Below are 14,903 nucleotides of genomic sequence, written 5' to 3'. Positions count from 1 at the left end.
GTGCGTTGTCATGACGGCGACCTCACCACGGATTCGGCTTTCTCCGCCGTTGATCGCCGCGACGGCGGCCTTCGCTACCGCCCGGGGCGGCGTGGCCGGGATCTGTCCGGTTTTTGGCCGGTTTCCCGGCGCGGATCACTCCGTGAACGCCGGCCGGTTCCGGTACTCGGCCTCGCCGAGGACGGCGGGGTTGAGCGGGACCCGGTAGGCCGCCGCCTCCGCCCACCAGCGCTCCGCCGTCGCCCGGTCGCCGCGCTCGGCCGCCGTGTTGCCCAGGCCCGTCAGCGCCCGCGCCCGCTCGTACTCGCTGCCCGCGTCGTCGGCCACCTCGGCCGCGTCGTGGTAGCAGCGCTCGGCGTCGGCCAGCTCGCCCGCGCGGAAGTGCACCCAGGCTTCGCAGTTGGCCGACATCGCCCGGTCGACCGGCAGCTGGGCGAGCCCGGCCGCCTCGAGGGCGGCGGACCGGGCTTCGGGGAACCGGCCGAGGGCCGCCGCCGCGAGGGCGATCCCGCGCAGCGCGATCATCGCGTTCCGGGTGCGCCCGGTCCGGCGGTAGACGGCCAGCACCGTTGTGAGGTCGGTCAGGGCCGCCTCGGCTTCGTCGCGGTACAGGCGTGCCCACGCCAGGCTCGACAGCGCGTCGGTGGCGCCGCGGTCGTCGCCGGCCAGCGCGAACTGCTCCTGGGCCTGCTGGTGCATGGCGACGGCTTCGGCGACGCGGCCCGACTCCAGGTAGGCCATGCCGAGGTTGTTGAGGATCATGCCGGTCGCGCTCGGGTCGCCGGCCGCGCGCGCCGCGTCGAGCGCGCGCTCGTGCGTGCGGATCCACGGCTCGAACAGCTTCTCGCGGAAGAAGAACGCGCGGAGCACGAACGCCAGCTGCCAGCAGCGGTCGTGCAGCCGGTGCCCGGCCGCGGTGTCGACGACGTCGGCGAGGGCCGGCCACTGGGCGCCCAGCCAGGCGAGCGCGCCGGCCGCGTCCAAGAAGGGCAGGTGGGCCGGGACCGGCAGGCCGGCGGGCGGGCGGAACCGGCCGGGTTCGGCGAGTTCGTCGGCCGCCAGCGTCATCGCGACGAAGTGGTCGACGAGCCGGCGCACGGCGGCTTCCTGGTCGGCCGGTTCGATCCGCGGGAGGGCGTGCTTCGCCGCGAAGGTGCGCATCAGGTCGTGGAGCTCGACGTAGCCGCGTTGGTCGCGGACGACCAGGTGCGCGTCGTGCAGCCGGTCCACCAGCCGGTCCGCTTCGCCGGGGGCGAGGCCGGCCAGTGCCTCGACCGCACCGGTTTCCGCGGCGGCCGCGGGGTGGAGGGCGAGCAGGCCCAGCAGCCGTTGCCGGTCGGGCGGCAGCGCTTCGTACGAGACGGCGAACGCGGTCTCCACGCTCCGCTCGCCGTCCTCCAGGGCACCGAGGCGGGTGGTTTCGTCGGCCAGCCGGTCGCGCAGCCTCGCCGCGGTCCAGCCGCCCGCGACGAACCGGGCGGCCACGATGCGCACGGCGAGGGGCAGCTGCCCGCAGTACCGGACGATCTCGGTCGTCACGGCTTCGTCGGCCGGCGCGTGGCTCCCGGCGACGGACCGGAGCAGGTGCACGGCGTCGTCGAGCGGCAGCACCCCGACCGGGAAGTGCCAGGCGTCGTCGAGGGCGGGCAGCCGGCCCCGGCTGGTCACCAGGATCCGGGACGGCGTCTCGCCGCCGGTGATGGCCCGGATCTGCTCGGCGGACCGGACGTTGTCGAGCACGAGGATCATCCGGCGGCCGCGCAGCTGGTCCCTGGCCAGGTTGGCCAGGCTGTCGTCGTCGGTGGGGAGCTGCCCGGCGGGCACGTCCAGCAGCCGCAGCAGCCGCTGCAGGGCCTCGCAGGGCGAGAGCTCGGCGGCGCCGGGGGTGTGGCCGCGGAGGTCGAAGAACAGGCAGCCGTCGGGGAAGGAGTCCGCGACCCGCCGGGCGGCGGCGACGGCCAGCGCCGTCTTGCCCGCCCCCGCCATCCCGTGCACCACCCCGACGCGGGCGTCGTCCGGGCCGAGGAGCAGCGCGGAAAGCGCGGCGAGTTCGGTTTCGCGGCCGACGAAGTACCGGCCGCTGTCCGGCAGGCCGGCGATGCCGCCGGCGTTCCGGCGGGCGGGGAATGCGGATTCCGCCACCAGTGCGAGCAGTTCTCCGCCCGCGTTCAACGCCTGGTCGCAGGCCTTGGCGAGCTCCCGGTTCACCCGGACCTTGCCGTTCTCGACCTTGCTCAGGTAACCCTTGGTGAAATGGACGGACGCGGCGAGGCCCGTCAGAGACATGCCGGCCGCTGCTCGGCGACGCTTCAATTCCGCTCCAAAGTCCGGCATGGCCCGATCATCCTGTATTCGGTGGACGGTGGGAAGGCCGGCGGCCCGGGCCCGCCGGCCTGCTCCCGGTCAGCCCAGCAGGGACACGAGCTGGCCGAGCACGATGACGAGGTGCGTGTGCATCGCTTCCGTCCTTTCCCGATCACCCCGCCGCCGTTTCCGTGCGGCGGGTTCCTTGGTTGCCGGAGGATTCCGACGACGCAAGCGTGACCCGGCGAATTTCACGATGACAGACGTTTCCCGTTGCCTCCCAATAGAAAACGCGCACGCCCGCCGTGTCCTGCCTTGTTTCCCGGAACTGGAAACCGGCGGAAACGGCCGACAGCTGTCGTGGACGGCGGGCGAAGCTGAGTAGACTCCCCTGGCAACGACCAAGACGGAGGTGGGCGGCTTGGCTCAGGAGGCGGCCGACGCGAAGATCAACGCTCTCTCAGCGGAGCTGAAACTGCTTCGCAAGGGGCTGGGCATCCAAGCGAAGAACCTGCCCGCAATCGCCGGTGAACGGCTGCGCGAAGTGTGTGGCGTTCACGACGAGGACAACGCCGGAACGGTTCGCGGCAAGGTCGTCGACACGCTTCGCCGGTTGATCGAAAAACTGCCGGGAGCGCAGCGGGAAACGGCGCGGATCGTGCTCGGATTCGGCACCGGCGCGAACGAGCGCTACACCCAGCGGCTGGAACTGCTGGGGTCGGGCGCCGACCGCAACGTGCGCACCATGCAGCGTCGCGCCGACGACGTGATCTACCTGATCGCCGAAGCCGCGTACAGCGCGCCGTCGCCGTTCGGCGGGGTCTCGGCGATCAGCCAGGACGGCCCGTGGCACACCTCGGACCTCGCGGTCAACCTGACCCTGACCGGGGGCGCCGCCGAGGTGTTCGAGACCCGCACGGTGGTCAGCCACGTCGCCGGGCTCGCCGACGTCGAACACGCGATCTCCCTGGCCCGGCCGGCCAGCACCACGAGCCCGCCGGACCTCTCCGGGCTCGGCATCGACGTCGTCGCCGGCGGCGAGGTGCACTCCGTGCGGCTGGTCAGCTCCACTCGCGTCGCGTTCACCCTGCGGCCGCCGCAGCCGCTGGACGCCGGTGACCAGCACGCGTTCTTCTTCCGCATCCGGCTGGCCGAGCTGCCGGCGCCGTTCTACTGCTGCACGCCGGAATTCCCGTGCGAGAGCTTCGAGCTCAACGTCCGGTTCGACCGGCGCGACCCGCCGCAGCGCGTCTGGCGCATCGACGGCGACTTCTCGAAGGACGCCGAGGACCCGATGCCGGCGCGCAAACCGCTGTTCCTCGACAACGCGGGCGAAGTGCACACCGGCTTCCGCGACCTGCGGCCGGCGCGGTCGTACGGCGTGGGCTGGCAGCCGTCCCCCTGAGCTGCCAGCCCTCGTCACTTCGCCGAGGGCCGGCGCGCGCCGGTCGTGCGGTGTGCGCGCCATGCTCCTCCTCGTCGTGACCCGCCTGCTTCCACCATGCCGCATCCGGGCGGGTTTGCACCGCGACGAAAACCGGACAGAAACGTGACACGCCGCCGGTCCGGCTGATCAGGGCCGTCCGTGCCATCATCGGGCATGGTCACCAGTGAACCCGAGCTCAACAGCGGGATCCTGCCCGGGAACGTGCGCGCCGACGACTGGATCATGCTGGTGCTCGCCGCCGGGTCGGTCGGGTTGCTGGGGTTCATGGTGCTCAGCCCGCCGTCCCGCGACACGGGCCTGGTGATCTTCTACGTCGACGCGGGGATCTGCGCGGTCTTCTTCCTCGAGTTCCTGTGGCGGTGGCGGAAACGGCGGTGGGCGAAGAAGTTCCTCGTCCGCAACTGGTACGAGCTGTTCGCGATGATCCCGGTCGCGCACCCCGCGATGGTCGCGCACCGGTTCGTCACCGTCGTGCTGCTGCTCGTCCGGATCGGGCGGGCCGCGGACCGGGCGGTCGGCGAGCAGTTCACCTACCGGCTCGTCGACAAGCTCTCCGAGCCGATCGTGAAGGCGATCAAGAAGCCGATCACCGTCGCGGTGCTCGACGAGGTCGTCAAGGTGCTGGAAACGGGCAACTACCCGGAGAACCTGGCCAAGTCGCTCGGTGCCCACCGGGAAGAGCTGCGCACGATCATCGCCGAGAAGATCGCCGCGGACCCGCAGCTCGGGAAGCTCAAGCGGCTGCCGTTCCACGACGAGATCGTGCGCGCCTGCGTCGACACGTCGTTCCGCGTGCTCCTGGAGGTCCTGCTCGACCCGCGGATCGACGACTTCTTCTCCGCCGTGGTCCGGGAGAACCGCGAGCAGATCCGGCTGGCCGTGCAGCTCGGGCTCAACGAGGTCGACGACGAGGCCGAGGAGAAGGTGCTTCGGGTGCGGACCCAGCGCGCGGCCGCGCACGAGTACGACCGGCTGCACCCGGGGTCACGGCCGTGACCGCAGGTACGTGCCGAGCAGCGCGGCGGCGTCCAGCATGGCCAGCCCGCGGGCCGTCAGCCTGCCCCGCCAGGTTTCGAGGGCCTGGGTGAGCGATTCGGTGCCGCCCGCGGTGCGGACCTGGTCCACGACGGTGGCGATGCGGGCGAGCGGGTGGCCGCCGCGGCGGAGCAGGTGCGTCAGCTCGGCGTCGCGGACGTCGGCCGCGTCGAAGATCCGGTACCCGGTGGCCCGGTCGCGCGCGGGCACCAGGATGCCCGCGCGTTCCCACGCCCGCACGGTCGCCGCCGTCACGCCGAGGTGGTGCGCCAGCTCGCCGACCGACCACGCCGTCGTGGCCGGCCCGGGGGCCGGCCCGGCCGTCAGGTGCCCGATCGCGTTCCGGACCGTGTTGAGGGTTTCGCGGTCGCGGGCCAGCTGGGCGTGGCCGCGGTCCACGAGCGTCAGCGCCCGCTCGGCGTCTCCGGCGTGCACGGCGTGCATGATCCCGCCCGCCGTCGCGTGCCCGTACGCCGCGACCAGCGCGAGGAACGCACGCAGCGCCGCCGCGTGCACCTCGGTGTAGACCCGGTAGCCGCTCGGCGTGCGCGCCGCCGGCGGGAGGAAGCCGTCGCGCTCGTAGTTCCGGACCGCCTGCGTGGAGAGGCCGTGTTCGCGGGCGAGATCGGCAGGTCTCAACCGAGTGTTCAAGGATACGATTCAACCACATGGAGCTCACCGACTTCACCGCCGACGTGCTCGCCCTCGGCGAGCCGACCCACTTCGAACCGGCCTTCGCGCGGCTGCGCAACGACCTCTTCGCGCAGCTCGCCGAGCACGGCTTCCGGTCGATCGCGCTGGAGACCGACCGCGTCGCCGCGCTCGACGGCGGCTTCTCGCACAACCTGGGCGAGGTGGACGCCAACCGGCAGCTGCTCGCTTGGCTGCGCGAGTACAACGAGAACACCGACGAGCCACTCGCGTTCCACGGCTTCGACGCCCCGACCGAAATGTTCAGCGCCCCCAGCCCGCGCGCCTACCTCGAACACGTTCGCGACTACCTGGGTCTCGACGTCGACATCGCGGCCCTGACCGGCGACGACGAGCGGTGGAGCCGGTCCGAGGCCATCCTCGACCCGGCTCAGTCGCCGGGCGCCTCGTCCGAGGCCCGCGAGCTACGGGTGATCGCCGACGACCTGCTCGTCGCCCTCCACGCCCGGGCCTCGCGACCGGACGCGGGCTGGTGGCGGGCCAAGGTGCACGCCACCGCCGGACGCGGCCTGCTGCGCTACCACGCGGCGTCGGCCCGGCCCGGCGACCGGGAGACGCGGATCGCGCGGCTCGCGGGGATGCGTGCGGTGCTGATGGCCGAGAACCTGCTGGACATCCACGCCCTCGAAGCACCCCGCGGCCGGACGCTGGTGTTCGCGCACAACGGTCACCTGCAACGCTCGGGGTCCGGCGCGGGCGCGATCGCCGGGTCCCTGCTGGGCGACCGGTACGCCTTCGTCGCCGGCAGCCTCGGCCACAGCGACGCCATCGGCCTCGGCGAACCGGCGCCGGACACCTACGAAGGCGTGCTGCAGCGGGACACGAAGACCTGGCGGCTGGCCGAAGTCCCGGACGGCCGCAAGCGCGCCGACACCAAGCCCGAACGCGGCTACTTCGGCCTCGACGCCGACGTGCTCGACGGCGCCGCCGCTGTGTGGCACATCGCCTGACAGCGCGGGAAAACCCGGCCCTGGCCCAGGCGGGATTGTGCTTAGCTGTAGTTGACACAGGATTCACATGGGGGGTTTCCGATGAGAGTTCGCCATGGGGTCACCGCGCTGCTGGCCGTGGTGGCGTTCGGCGCCGTCCCGGCCCAGGCGAGTGCCGCCACCGCGGTCGCCGAGCCGGCCGTGACGTCGGCCGAGTACCCCGACGACAACGCCTGGCACCCCGGTGCCGGTCTGCCGGGCTCGTTCACCTTCAGCGCCGGCGGCGACGACTCGGTCGTCGGCTTCTACTGGGGCAACACCGATCCGGCCGGCACCTTCGTGGCCGCGGACCACCCCGGCGGGTCGGCGACGGTTTCCTACACGCCGCAGACGTCGGGCCCCAACGACCTCTACGTGACGAGCGTCGACAGCGCGGGCAACCGGTCGCCGCAGCACGTCCACCACTTCTACGTGCAGTCGACGGAGCCGCTGATCAACGGGCCCCGCGAAACCGGGGTCGGGATCCCGGCCGAGTTCCGCTTCTCGCCCGGCATGGCCGATGTCGTCTCCTACACCTACCGGGTCGACAGCGGGCCCGAGACCACCGTGGCGGCCGCGGCCGGCGGAACCGCGACCGCGGACGTCGTCACGGCGACCCGGGGTTTCCACAAGCTCAACGTGTGGAGCACGACCAGCACCGGGTTGACCTCCGGGATCGGGAGCAACGGCTACTCGGCGAGTGACGCTCCGCTCGTATCGAGCACCGACTACCCGGACTTCGTCGGCAGCGGCGGTCCCGGCGTCACCGGCACCTTCACCTTGACCCCGCGCACGCCGGGGGTCGTCGATTACGTCTACTACTTCTACGAGGACTGGGACAACCCGACCGTGGTCCCGGCCGGCCCCGACGGCCGGGCGAGCTTCACCTACACGCCCACCGCGTCGGGTTACTACCCGATGCAGGTCTACAGCCGGACCGCCGACGGCACGTACTCCGGCCTCGGCCGCGAGTACTACATCGTCGTGAACTGACCCCGGCGAAGGACGCCTTCGGCAATGCGCCGAAGGCGTCCTTCACCGCTTACGGGTAGCTGACCACGTTGACCGGCACCGTGCCCGACGGCGTGACGCCGCCGGTGTCGTTGATGACGTGCGTGATCGTGCCGCGGTAGTTGAGCGACACCGTGAGCAGGCTGTGGAACCGGACACCGCTGGTGTTCGGCACCTCGAACGCGTGGTAGCTGGACACCGCCGGGTTCGTGTCGAAGAAGCAGTAGCTCCCGAGACCCCAGGCTTCGTGGGACGTCACGTTCGACCCGACCTTGTAGGCCGCGTAGCCCGCCACACCGGACGGCGCGTTCCACGACGCCTGGTTCGGCACGTCGTAGGGCATCTCGTTCTGGAAGAAGATCGTCTTCCCGCCCTGGCCGTTCCAGATCACCTGGTACTTCTGGTAGTGCTCGACGAACAGGCCGGTGGCCAGCACGTTCGCGCCGTTGACCACGAGCCCGGTGTCGGCGGTGTTGGTGTTCCAGCCGACCGTGCCGCTGTTGCCGTGGTCGGCCCGCCACGCCCAGATGTGGTCGATGATCGTGTCCGAGCTGTTGACGACCAGGCTGTTGGTCGCCTTGCCCGCGATCTGGCCGCCGATCCGGAAGAAGACGTCCTGGACCGTCGTCGGGTTCGAGGCGTGCGAGGCCGACGAGCCGGACTGGCCGACGGTCAGCAGCGCCTGCGAGTTCGTCGTGCCGGCGTCGAAGAGCAGGCCCTTGAGCCGGACACCGTCCACATCGGACACCTGCATGGCGTTGACGCCGTTGTCGGGCACCAGCGTCGGGTAGCCGATGCCGAGGATGGTCGTGTTCGCGCGAGTCACGTTGAGCGTCTGGTTCAGGTGGTAGATGCCCGGCGTGAAGAACAGGTTGCAGCCGGCGGCGAGCGCGTTGTTGATGGACGCGGCCGTGTCACCGGACTTGACGACGTAGAACTGGCTCATCGGCACCGAGGACCCCGGCGTGCTGCCGTTCGCCCAGCTCGGCCCGGACGCGTTCGTGCGCAGGGACGGCAGGAACACGCGGTACTTGCCGGTGCCGTCGACGTAGAGGTACGGGACGTCCCGCGAGACCGGCGTCGTGGCCAGGGTGGTTTCCGGCGGGTTCGGGAACGTGGTCGCCGGTGCGCCGCTGGTGCCGGAGAAGACCATGTTCCAGACGCCGCCGTTCCAGCTGCCGAGCGCGGAGTCGCGGGTGTACCACTGCTGCTGCGACACCGACGCGGCCTGGCCGGACACCTTCGTGTCGGCGATGTAGCCGCCGCTGGCGTAGCCGTAGCTCGCCGGGTACAGCTGCAGCCCGCCGCGGATGTCCATCCGGCGGAACGGCGCGGCCTGCGCGACCGCCCACCGGTCGTTGCCGCTGGCGGGGTTGACCGCCATGTTCTCCGCCGAGCGCCAGAAGTTCTGCAGCGCGACGCCGTTGTCGGAGGCGTTGAAGGCGTCCACCGTGATGTCGCCGTTGATCACGACGTCACCGGGGTTCTGGCCGAGGCCCGCCACCGAGGTGTAGAAGCCGACGTTGTCGTGCACGCCGTAGGTGCCCGGCTTGAAGAGGTGGGCGACGCGGCGCTCGGCGAACTGCGCGGTGAGCGTGTCCTTCTGGTTGGTGAAGTCCGTGTCCAGCTGCGCCTGGATCGTCGCCGCGGACATGCTCGGGTCGAAGATCCGCACGTTCGAACCGAAGTTCGGGGTGTCGGACTGCGTCGGGCAGCCCGCCTGGGTGCCGATCGTGTAGGTCGCGCTCGACACCGCCGACGTCGTCGAGCCGGACTTGAGCGCGATCGCGTTGACCGTGCGGGAGTTCGGCACGCTGATCGGTCCACTGTAGAGCGTCGAGGACGCCGTCGGCGTCGATCCGTCCACTGTGTACCGGATGGTCGCACCCGCGGTGGCGCTGCTGATGGTCACCGTCTGGGCGCTCGTGTAGGTGCCGCCGGGCGGGCTGAACGTCGGCGCGGCCACCGTCGTCGAACCGCCGCCCACGGTGTAGCTGAAGTGCGGGGTGTCGTACTGCGGGCCGCTCTTCTCGTAGGTGAACCAGTAGTCGAGGACGTTCCCGGTGCTCAGGCCGCCGACCGTGGTGCGCCAGGTGCCCGAGCCGTTGGTCATCCGGACGTTCTGCTGGCCGAGGCCGGGGACGCCGGTGTAGTGGACGTCCACGTACAGCGCCGGGGTGGTCGGGGTGAAACTGATCTGCACCTGCGTCGAGCTGACCTGCGAGACGCTCTGGGTGTAGTCGTCCGCGGCGAGCGCCGCCGGGGCGGTGAGCCCGGCCGCCACCAGTAGTGCCGAGGCGACGAGCGCGAGCCCCGGGCCGCGTCGTCGTAGCTTGTCCAAGGTCCGGTTCACGCCGTGACACCTCCGCCGTTGGGGATCCACGAGGTATTTGTTGCCAGTCGCAACAAAGTAGCTCCCGGTCAGCGGCGCTTCGATCACGGTTGGATAACACTTGTCTGGACCAATACGCAAATGGGTGAGTCGGTTCGTCACTCTTCGTCGGGTTCTGGCCACGGTGGGCGAATGACTGAACCGAGAAACCTTCTTCTGACGGGTGACCTCGATCGTGTGACATGCGACGATCCGCTGCCACCTCGTCCCCTACCGAGGAGTAGGCCATGGCGTCTCCACGGTTGTTCCGGTCCCTCGTCGTCCTCTCCCTGATCGCGGCCCCGCTGACGGTGGCCACCTCGACGGCCGAAGCCACGCCGCTGCAGAGCGGCGGGGTCGTCAACTTCGGCTGTGCGACCTCCGGCAAGTTCCACTGCCTCGGCAAGGCGGTCCGGTCGCCGAAGGGCAACGGCCCGCTGGTCGTCTCGACCCCGGTCGGCTACGGGCCGGCCGAGATCCAAGCCGCCTACCAGCTCGCGGGGTTGCACGCGAACGGCCGCACGGTGGCCATTGTGGACGCTCAGGACGCGCCGACCGCGGAGGCCGACCTGGCCAAGTTCCGGTCCGCGCGCGGGCTTTCGCCGTGCACGACGGCCAACGGCTGCTTCAAGAAGGTCAACCAGAACGGCGCGGCGAGCCCGCTCCCGGCGCCCGACTACGGCTGGGCCGAGGAGATCAGCCTCGACCTCGACGCGGTGTCGGCGACCTGCCCGGACTGCCACATCCTGTTGGTGGAAGCCAACTCCCCGGACACCGACCCGCTGATGACGGCGGTCGACACGGCCGCGGCGACGCCGGGCGTGGTGGCGATCTCCAACAGCTACGGCGGCGCCGAGGACTCGACGATCCTCGCCGCGGACGCGCACCTGAACCACCCGGGCATCGCGGTCACGGCGTCCTCGGGCGACTCGGGCTACGGCGTCAGCTGGCCGGCGTCTTCGCCGTACGTGACGGCAGTCGGCGGCACGACGCTGAAGAAGTCCACGACCACCACCCGCGGCTGGACCGAAACGACGTGGAACGGCAGCGGCAGCGGATGCTCCACTTTGGAGGCGAAGCCGTCCTGGCAGCACGACACCGGGTGCGCGAAGCGGACGGTCGCGGACGTCTCGGCGGTCGCGGACCCGGCCACCGGCCTCGGGGTGTACGACACGTACAACAGCTGCGGAACGTCGTCGTGGTGCGACTTCCTGCTGTCGCTGGGCCTGGCCCAGGGTGCGGACGGCTGGGTCCAGGTCGGCGGCACGAGCCTGTCGTCGCCGGTGATCGCGAGCGTGTACGCACTGGCGGGCAACTCGGTGACGTCGGGCTCGTACCCGTACGCGCACACCAGCGGGCTGTACGACGTGACGTCGGGGTCGAACGGCAGCTGCGGCGGGTCGTACCTCTGCACCGCGGGCGCGGGCTACGACGGGCCGACCGGGCTGGGCACGCCGAACGGCACGTCGGGGTTCTGACCACGGCGGGGTACCGAGGCGGCCGCGGACGTCTCGGTACCCCTTCCACGCCGTCGATCGTCCCCGGTCGGGTGACGTGCGTTTTCGCTGGTCCCGGCGCGGGGTAAGCATGTCCTCATGCTGGACACCGAAGTCCTGTCGCGGACGGCTCCGCGGGCCCTCGACGTCGTCACGCCGCTCGGGGACGTGCGGTTCGCCGTCCGCGCCGGGGGCTGGGACGTGCCCCCGAGACCCGAGCTGACCTGGGGGCTCGCGTCCGGGGCGTGGCTGTGCCGGTGGCGGCACAGCTCGGTGCGGCTCGACGTCGTGTCCGGGGCCACCGCGGCCGGGCTGCCCGGGGTGACCCGCGAGACCACCGTCCTGCGGGTGCTCGCCCGGGAAGACGTCGGCGAGTTCGTCGTCCAGGCCGAGCTGGCCGGTGCGCCGCACGAGGACCGCACCTGGGAAAGCGCCTTCACCGCCGAGACCGCCGACGCCGTGGTGAGCGTCGGCGGTCCCCGTGCGGAAGAGCTGCGCCGGTGCTCCCGGGAAGGGCGGCACGTGCCGCCGTACTGGTCGCGGCTGCTCGGCGGGGACGCCGTCGAACGGACCGGCGGCCGGCTCACCTGGCGGCTGCCCCGGGTCGACCGCGGCGACTACGCCGAGCTGTGGGTGTCGGTCGCCTGGTGCGCGGCGGGCGGGGACCCGGGCCGCGCCGTCGACATCGACGCGGCCCGGGTGCTGCGAGAGCTAACCCAGTGAAATCCGGTCCAGGTCCGGGGCGCCCGACCGGTCATTGCCGATCCGGATCGTATTGGCGCCCGCGGTCAGCGTCACCGGGACCGACGTGGTGTACGGGTTGTTGTTCCCGACGCCGCTGACCTTGACCTCCGCCGGGGTTCCGCCGTTGACCGACACGAAGTACGACCGGTCGCCGTTGACGGTGAAGTCCAGGTACAGCGTGTACTGGCCTGCCGCGGGCACCGTGACGTCCGGGAACGTCACCGCCGCGCCCGCGCTCCCGCCGATGTTGCGGACCTTCTGCCCGCCCGAACACGGCGAGCAGCTCGTGACGCCGGCGTCGCCGATGTCGTTCGCCGAGTCCTCCGCCTCCCGCATGAACACCCGGTTCGCTGGCCGCTGCTTCACCTGCACCGGCTTGCTGACCGACTTCGCGCGTCCGAGCGTCCGGAAGGACGCCGTCACCGGGATGGTCACGTCCTGGGCGGCCGGTGCGGTCACCGTCCAGGACCCGCTCAGCACCTGGCCGAGGCCCAGCACCGACGTCGTCGCCGGGCCGCCCGTGACCGTCCAGCCCGCCGGGACCACCGGGGCGAGGGACACCTGGTCGATCGGGTCGTCGACGTCCAGCCGCAGCGACGCGGTGATCCGCAGGGCCTGCTGACCGGGCGAAACCCACTGCACGCCCGCCGGTTGCACGGTCAACGTCGTCCTCGGCGCGTACGACTCCGGTGGCAGGGGCGCCACGGCGATCCGGTCGAGGTCCGTCGTCCCGGAGACCTTGATCGTGTTGGTGCCGGCGACCGTCGGCACCGCGATCGCCGCGGGGGCGTCGACGGTGATCGGCGCGGCGCCGTTCACGCTTACCGAAAGCGTGCCCGGCTTCGGCGTGTCCAGCTGCAGCCGGGCCGGCCCCGTGGCCTGGACGTCACGGAAGACCACCGCGCCGTGGTCGAGGCCGGTCACCGCGTTCGTGCCCGAACACGCCTCGCACCACACCGGCGTCGCCTTGCCGTCGAAGCCGTTTCGCCACGACTCCGCCTCCAGCGGCACCTCGCCGCGGGGGTCGGGGTAGCCGTAGGCGACGTCGATCTCGTCGAGCGCGAGCTGCCGGTAGTACGGCTTGGCCTGCGGCCCGGCCCACGTGTTCAGCACCTCGAGCTGCAGGTACCGCGCGTGCACCTCGCCGACGTCGATGAACTGGACGCCGCGGTTGCTCGGCAGGGCGCCGGTGCGGACCGTGCGCCAGGTCTTCCCGTCGTCGCTGGCGTGGACGCGGTAGTCCTTGATCCGCGCGGAATCCTCGGCACGGCCGAAGGACTCCCGGGCGTAGGTCGGCGAAGACTCGCGCTCGTGCACCGCGAGGTAGGCCGTCGACCGCTTCCGGCCCAGGTCCAGCGTCACCGACACCGGAAGCTGGCCGCCGGCGTCCCAGTAGTTGAGGTAACTGCCGTCGACGAGGTTCGCCGCCGTCGCCGCGTTGGAAGACGCCGTCGCCTTGATCGTGCTCTTGTCGTAGAAGTACTGCTGCCCGGCGGTGTCCACTTTGAACACGGTGTCGTAGGTGTCCCAGCCGGTGATGTCCAGAATGGACAGATAGCCGCCGGACTGCGCGAACCGCATCGGTTTCCCGGTGCGCAGGTCGGACACGCCGGTGACGCGGTAGCCGTTGTCCCGCAACCGAACCAGGTTCGTCGACGGCCGCGTGACGACGTGTACGTACTGCGTCCGCGCGCCGGGCTTGACGGTGATCACGCCGTGCGCGCCGTCGTTCCAGAAGCCCGGCTGCATGCCGCCGTACATGTACCCGCCGCCTTCGGTGCCCGTCAGCGACTCCTTGATCGGCTGGGTCCACGACGCCATGAAGTTGTTGAACGCCTCCTGCTGCGGCGGGAACTTCCCGTTCAGCATGGCGGTTTCGGCCATCAGCGACTTGATCGACGAGCCCGCGTTCGTGATGTACCGGCCGGTGGACAGCCGGACGTCGACGGCCTGGTCGCCGCCGCTGTACCACCAGTCGCCGTTGGTCGGCAGCTTGTAGTCGGCTTCGGTGAGCCGCGGCATCGGCGTCCAGACCGCCTGCGGGTAGTCGTAGGACGGGGTCATGCCGGTCTTCTGCTCGTTGCTGACCGTGTCCATGATCGGCGTGTCCTCGTTGTTGTTGCTCAGCAACATCGACGGCCGCTTCTCGCGGATGTGCTCGTAGAGCCCGTGCTGCTCCCAGTACTCGTTGTCGTTGTCGATCCAGAACCCGGCGAGGTCGGCGTAGCGGTCCATGACCTCGTCGAACAGGTCGTAGCTGAACTCGCCGAAGCCGGGCCGGGTGGTCAGGTCGACCGGCTTGCCCTTGTACGCGGAGTAGGCGGCCGAGTCGAGCGACTCGTGGCCGGTTTCGTTGTGCCACTGGGGATCGTCGGTCATGTAGAGCATGACGCGGACGCCCTTGGCCTTGCCGGCGGCGATCAGCTCGCCGAGGAAGTCGCGCTGGGTCGAGCAGCTGCCCGGGATCTTCGACGGCCACGGCCGCGCGTAGCCCAGCCGGCTGTGGAAGGTGGTGAGGACGACGTAGGACGCGCCCAGCTTCTTCGCCTCGTCGATCCAGTAGTCCGGCGTCCAGCCACCGTCGGTGACGTCGCGCTTCCAGGCGGCGCAGTCGGTGTGCCGCGGCGCGGTGAACATGCCCCAGTGCAGGAACAGCCCGGCGGTCGAGGCCCGCAGCCAGTCCTGGCGTGGGTGGTAGAGCTCGGCGTTCGCGGGGGTGACCAGGCTCGCCACCAGCGCGATGGCGGCGGCCAGGCAGGCAAGCAGTCGGATTCTCAAAGGACCTCCTCGTCCGGAGAGATCCGATGATTAGATGG

At 71.0% G+C, this 14,903-nt stretch carries 10 protein-coding genes; 6 read left to right on the top strand and 4 right to left on the bottom strand.

The genetic code is table 11. From position 1 onward, the window contains the following. Positions 1 to 135: 135 nt before the first annotated feature. On the bottom strand, positions 136 to 2,334 hold the full coding sequence (locus OO60_RS16615) for a helix-turn-helix domain-containing protein (RefSeq protein ID WP_063749398.1): 2,199 nt from the start codon (positions 2,332 to 2,334) through the stop codon (positions 136 to 138). 391 nt (positions 2,335 to 2,725) lie between these two features. Between OO60_RS16615 and OO60_RS16610 the strand changes: the two genes are divergently transcribed. Beyond that, positions 2,726 to 3,709: a hypothetical protein gene (locus OO60_RS16610; RefSeq protein ID WP_155848831.1), complete on the top strand. Its 984-nt coding sequence runs from the start codon at positions 2,726 to 2,728 to the stop codon at positions 3,707 to 3,709. 195 nt (positions 3,710 to 3,904) lie between these two features. Beyond that, entirely contained in the window at positions 3,905 to 4,747 is an 843-nt protein-coding gene (locus OO60_RS16605; RefSeq protein ID WP_003060736.1) for an ion transporter, read from the top strand. Here OO60_RS16605 and OO60_RS16600 read toward each other — a convergent pair. Then, the gene (locus OO60_RS16600; RefSeq protein WP_033261617.1) at positions 4,736 to 5,437 is read right to left on the bottom strand and encodes a MerR family DNA-binding transcriptional regulator; all 702 of its coding nucleotides are present in this window, start codon (positions 5,435 to 5,437) and stop codon (positions 4,736 to 4,738) included. The two genes, OO60_RS16605 and OO60_RS16600, sit on opposite strands and share 12 nt — an antisense overlap. A 17-nt stretch (positions 5,438 to 5,454) precedes the next feature. On the opposite strand from OO60_RS16600, the gene OO60_RS16595 reads away from it, so the two are divergent. Further along, the gene (locus OO60_RS16595) at positions 5,455 to 6,447 is read left to right on the top strand and encodes an erythromycin esterase family protein (RefSeq protein WP_003060728.1); all 993 of its coding nucleotides are present in this window, start codon (positions 5,455 to 5,457) and stop codon (positions 6,445 to 6,447) included. Positions 6,448 to 6,528: 81 nt separating this feature from the next. Continuing rightward, on the top strand, positions 6,529 to 7,458 hold the full coding sequence (locus tag OO60_RS16590) for a hypothetical protein (RefSeq protein ID WP_051767704.1): 930 nt from the start codon (positions 6,529 to 6,531) through the stop codon (positions 7,456 to 7,458). 49 nt (positions 7,459 to 7,507) lie between these two features. Here OO60_RS16590 and OO60_RS16585 read toward each other — a convergent pair whose 3' ends face one another. Further along, positions 7,508 to 9,829, bottom strand: a complete 2,322-nt coding sequence (locus OO60_RS16585; RefSeq protein WP_051767703.1) for a chitobiase/beta-hexosaminidase C-terminal domain-containing protein — start codon at positions 9,827 to 9,829, stop codon at positions 7,508 to 7,510. A 266-nt stretch (positions 9,830 to 10,095) separates the two neighbouring features. On the opposite strand from OO60_RS16585, the gene OO60_RS16580 reads away from it, so the two are divergent. After that, positions 10,096 to 11,325: a S53 family peptidase gene (locus OO60_RS16580; protein WP_033261615.1), complete on the top strand. Its 1,230-nt coding sequence runs from the start codon at positions 10,096 to 10,098 to the stop codon at positions 11,323 to 11,325. A gap of 117 nt (positions 11,326 to 11,442) precedes the next feature. Next, entirely contained in the window at positions 11,443 to 12,066 is a 624-nt protein-coding gene (locus OO60_RS16575) for a hypothetical protein (RefSeq protein WP_003060716.1), read from the top strand. Here OO60_RS16575 and OO60_RS16570 read toward each other — a convergent pair. Continuing rightward, positions 12,055 to 14,865 carry an alpha-L-fucosidase gene (locus OO60_RS16570; protein ID WP_033261614.1) on the bottom strand — a complete coding sequence of 937 codons (2,811 nt, stop codon included), beginning with the start codon at positions 14,863 to 14,865 and terminating at the stop codon, positions 12,055 to 12,057. The two genes, OO60_RS16575 and OO60_RS16570, sit on opposite strands and share 12 nt — an antisense overlap. Between the last annotated feature and the right edge of the window lie 38 nt (positions 14,866 to 14,903).

It is taken from the genome of Amycolatopsis vancoresmycina, assembly GCF_000716785.1.
Taxonomy (GTDB): domain Bacteria; phylum Actinomycetota; class Actinomycetes; order Mycobacteriales; family Pseudonocardiaceae; genus Amycolatopsis; species Amycolatopsis vancoresmycina.
Note: the sequence above shows the minus strand (reverse complement) of the source record. Positions and strands in the feature narration are given on the sequence as shown.

Coding starts and splice junctions, on each gene's coding strand:
- OO60_RS16575 (WP_003060716.1), top strand. CDS start 11,443: ATGCTGGACACCGAAGTCCTGTCGCGGACGGCTCCGCGGGCCCTCGAC.
- OO60_RS16615 (WP_063749398.1), bottom strand. CDS start 2,334: ATGCCGGACTTTGGAGCGGAATTGAAGCGTCGCCGAGCAGCGGCCGGC.
- OO60_RS16605 (WP_003060736.1), top strand. CDS start 3,905: ATGGTCACCAGTGAACCCGAGCTCAACAGCGGGATCCTGCCCGGGAAC.
- OO60_RS16590 (WP_051767704.1), top strand. CDS start 6,529: ATGAGAGTTCGCCATGGGGTCACCGCGCTGCTGGCCGTGGTGGCGTTC.
- OO60_RS16595 (WP_003060728.1), top strand. CDS start 5,455: ATGGAGCTCACCGACTTCACCGCCGACGTGCTCGCCCTCGGCGAGCCG.
- OO60_RS16580 (WP_033261615.1), top strand. CDS start 10,096: ATGGCGTCTCCACGGTTGTTCCGGTCCCTCGTCGTCCTCTCCCTGATC.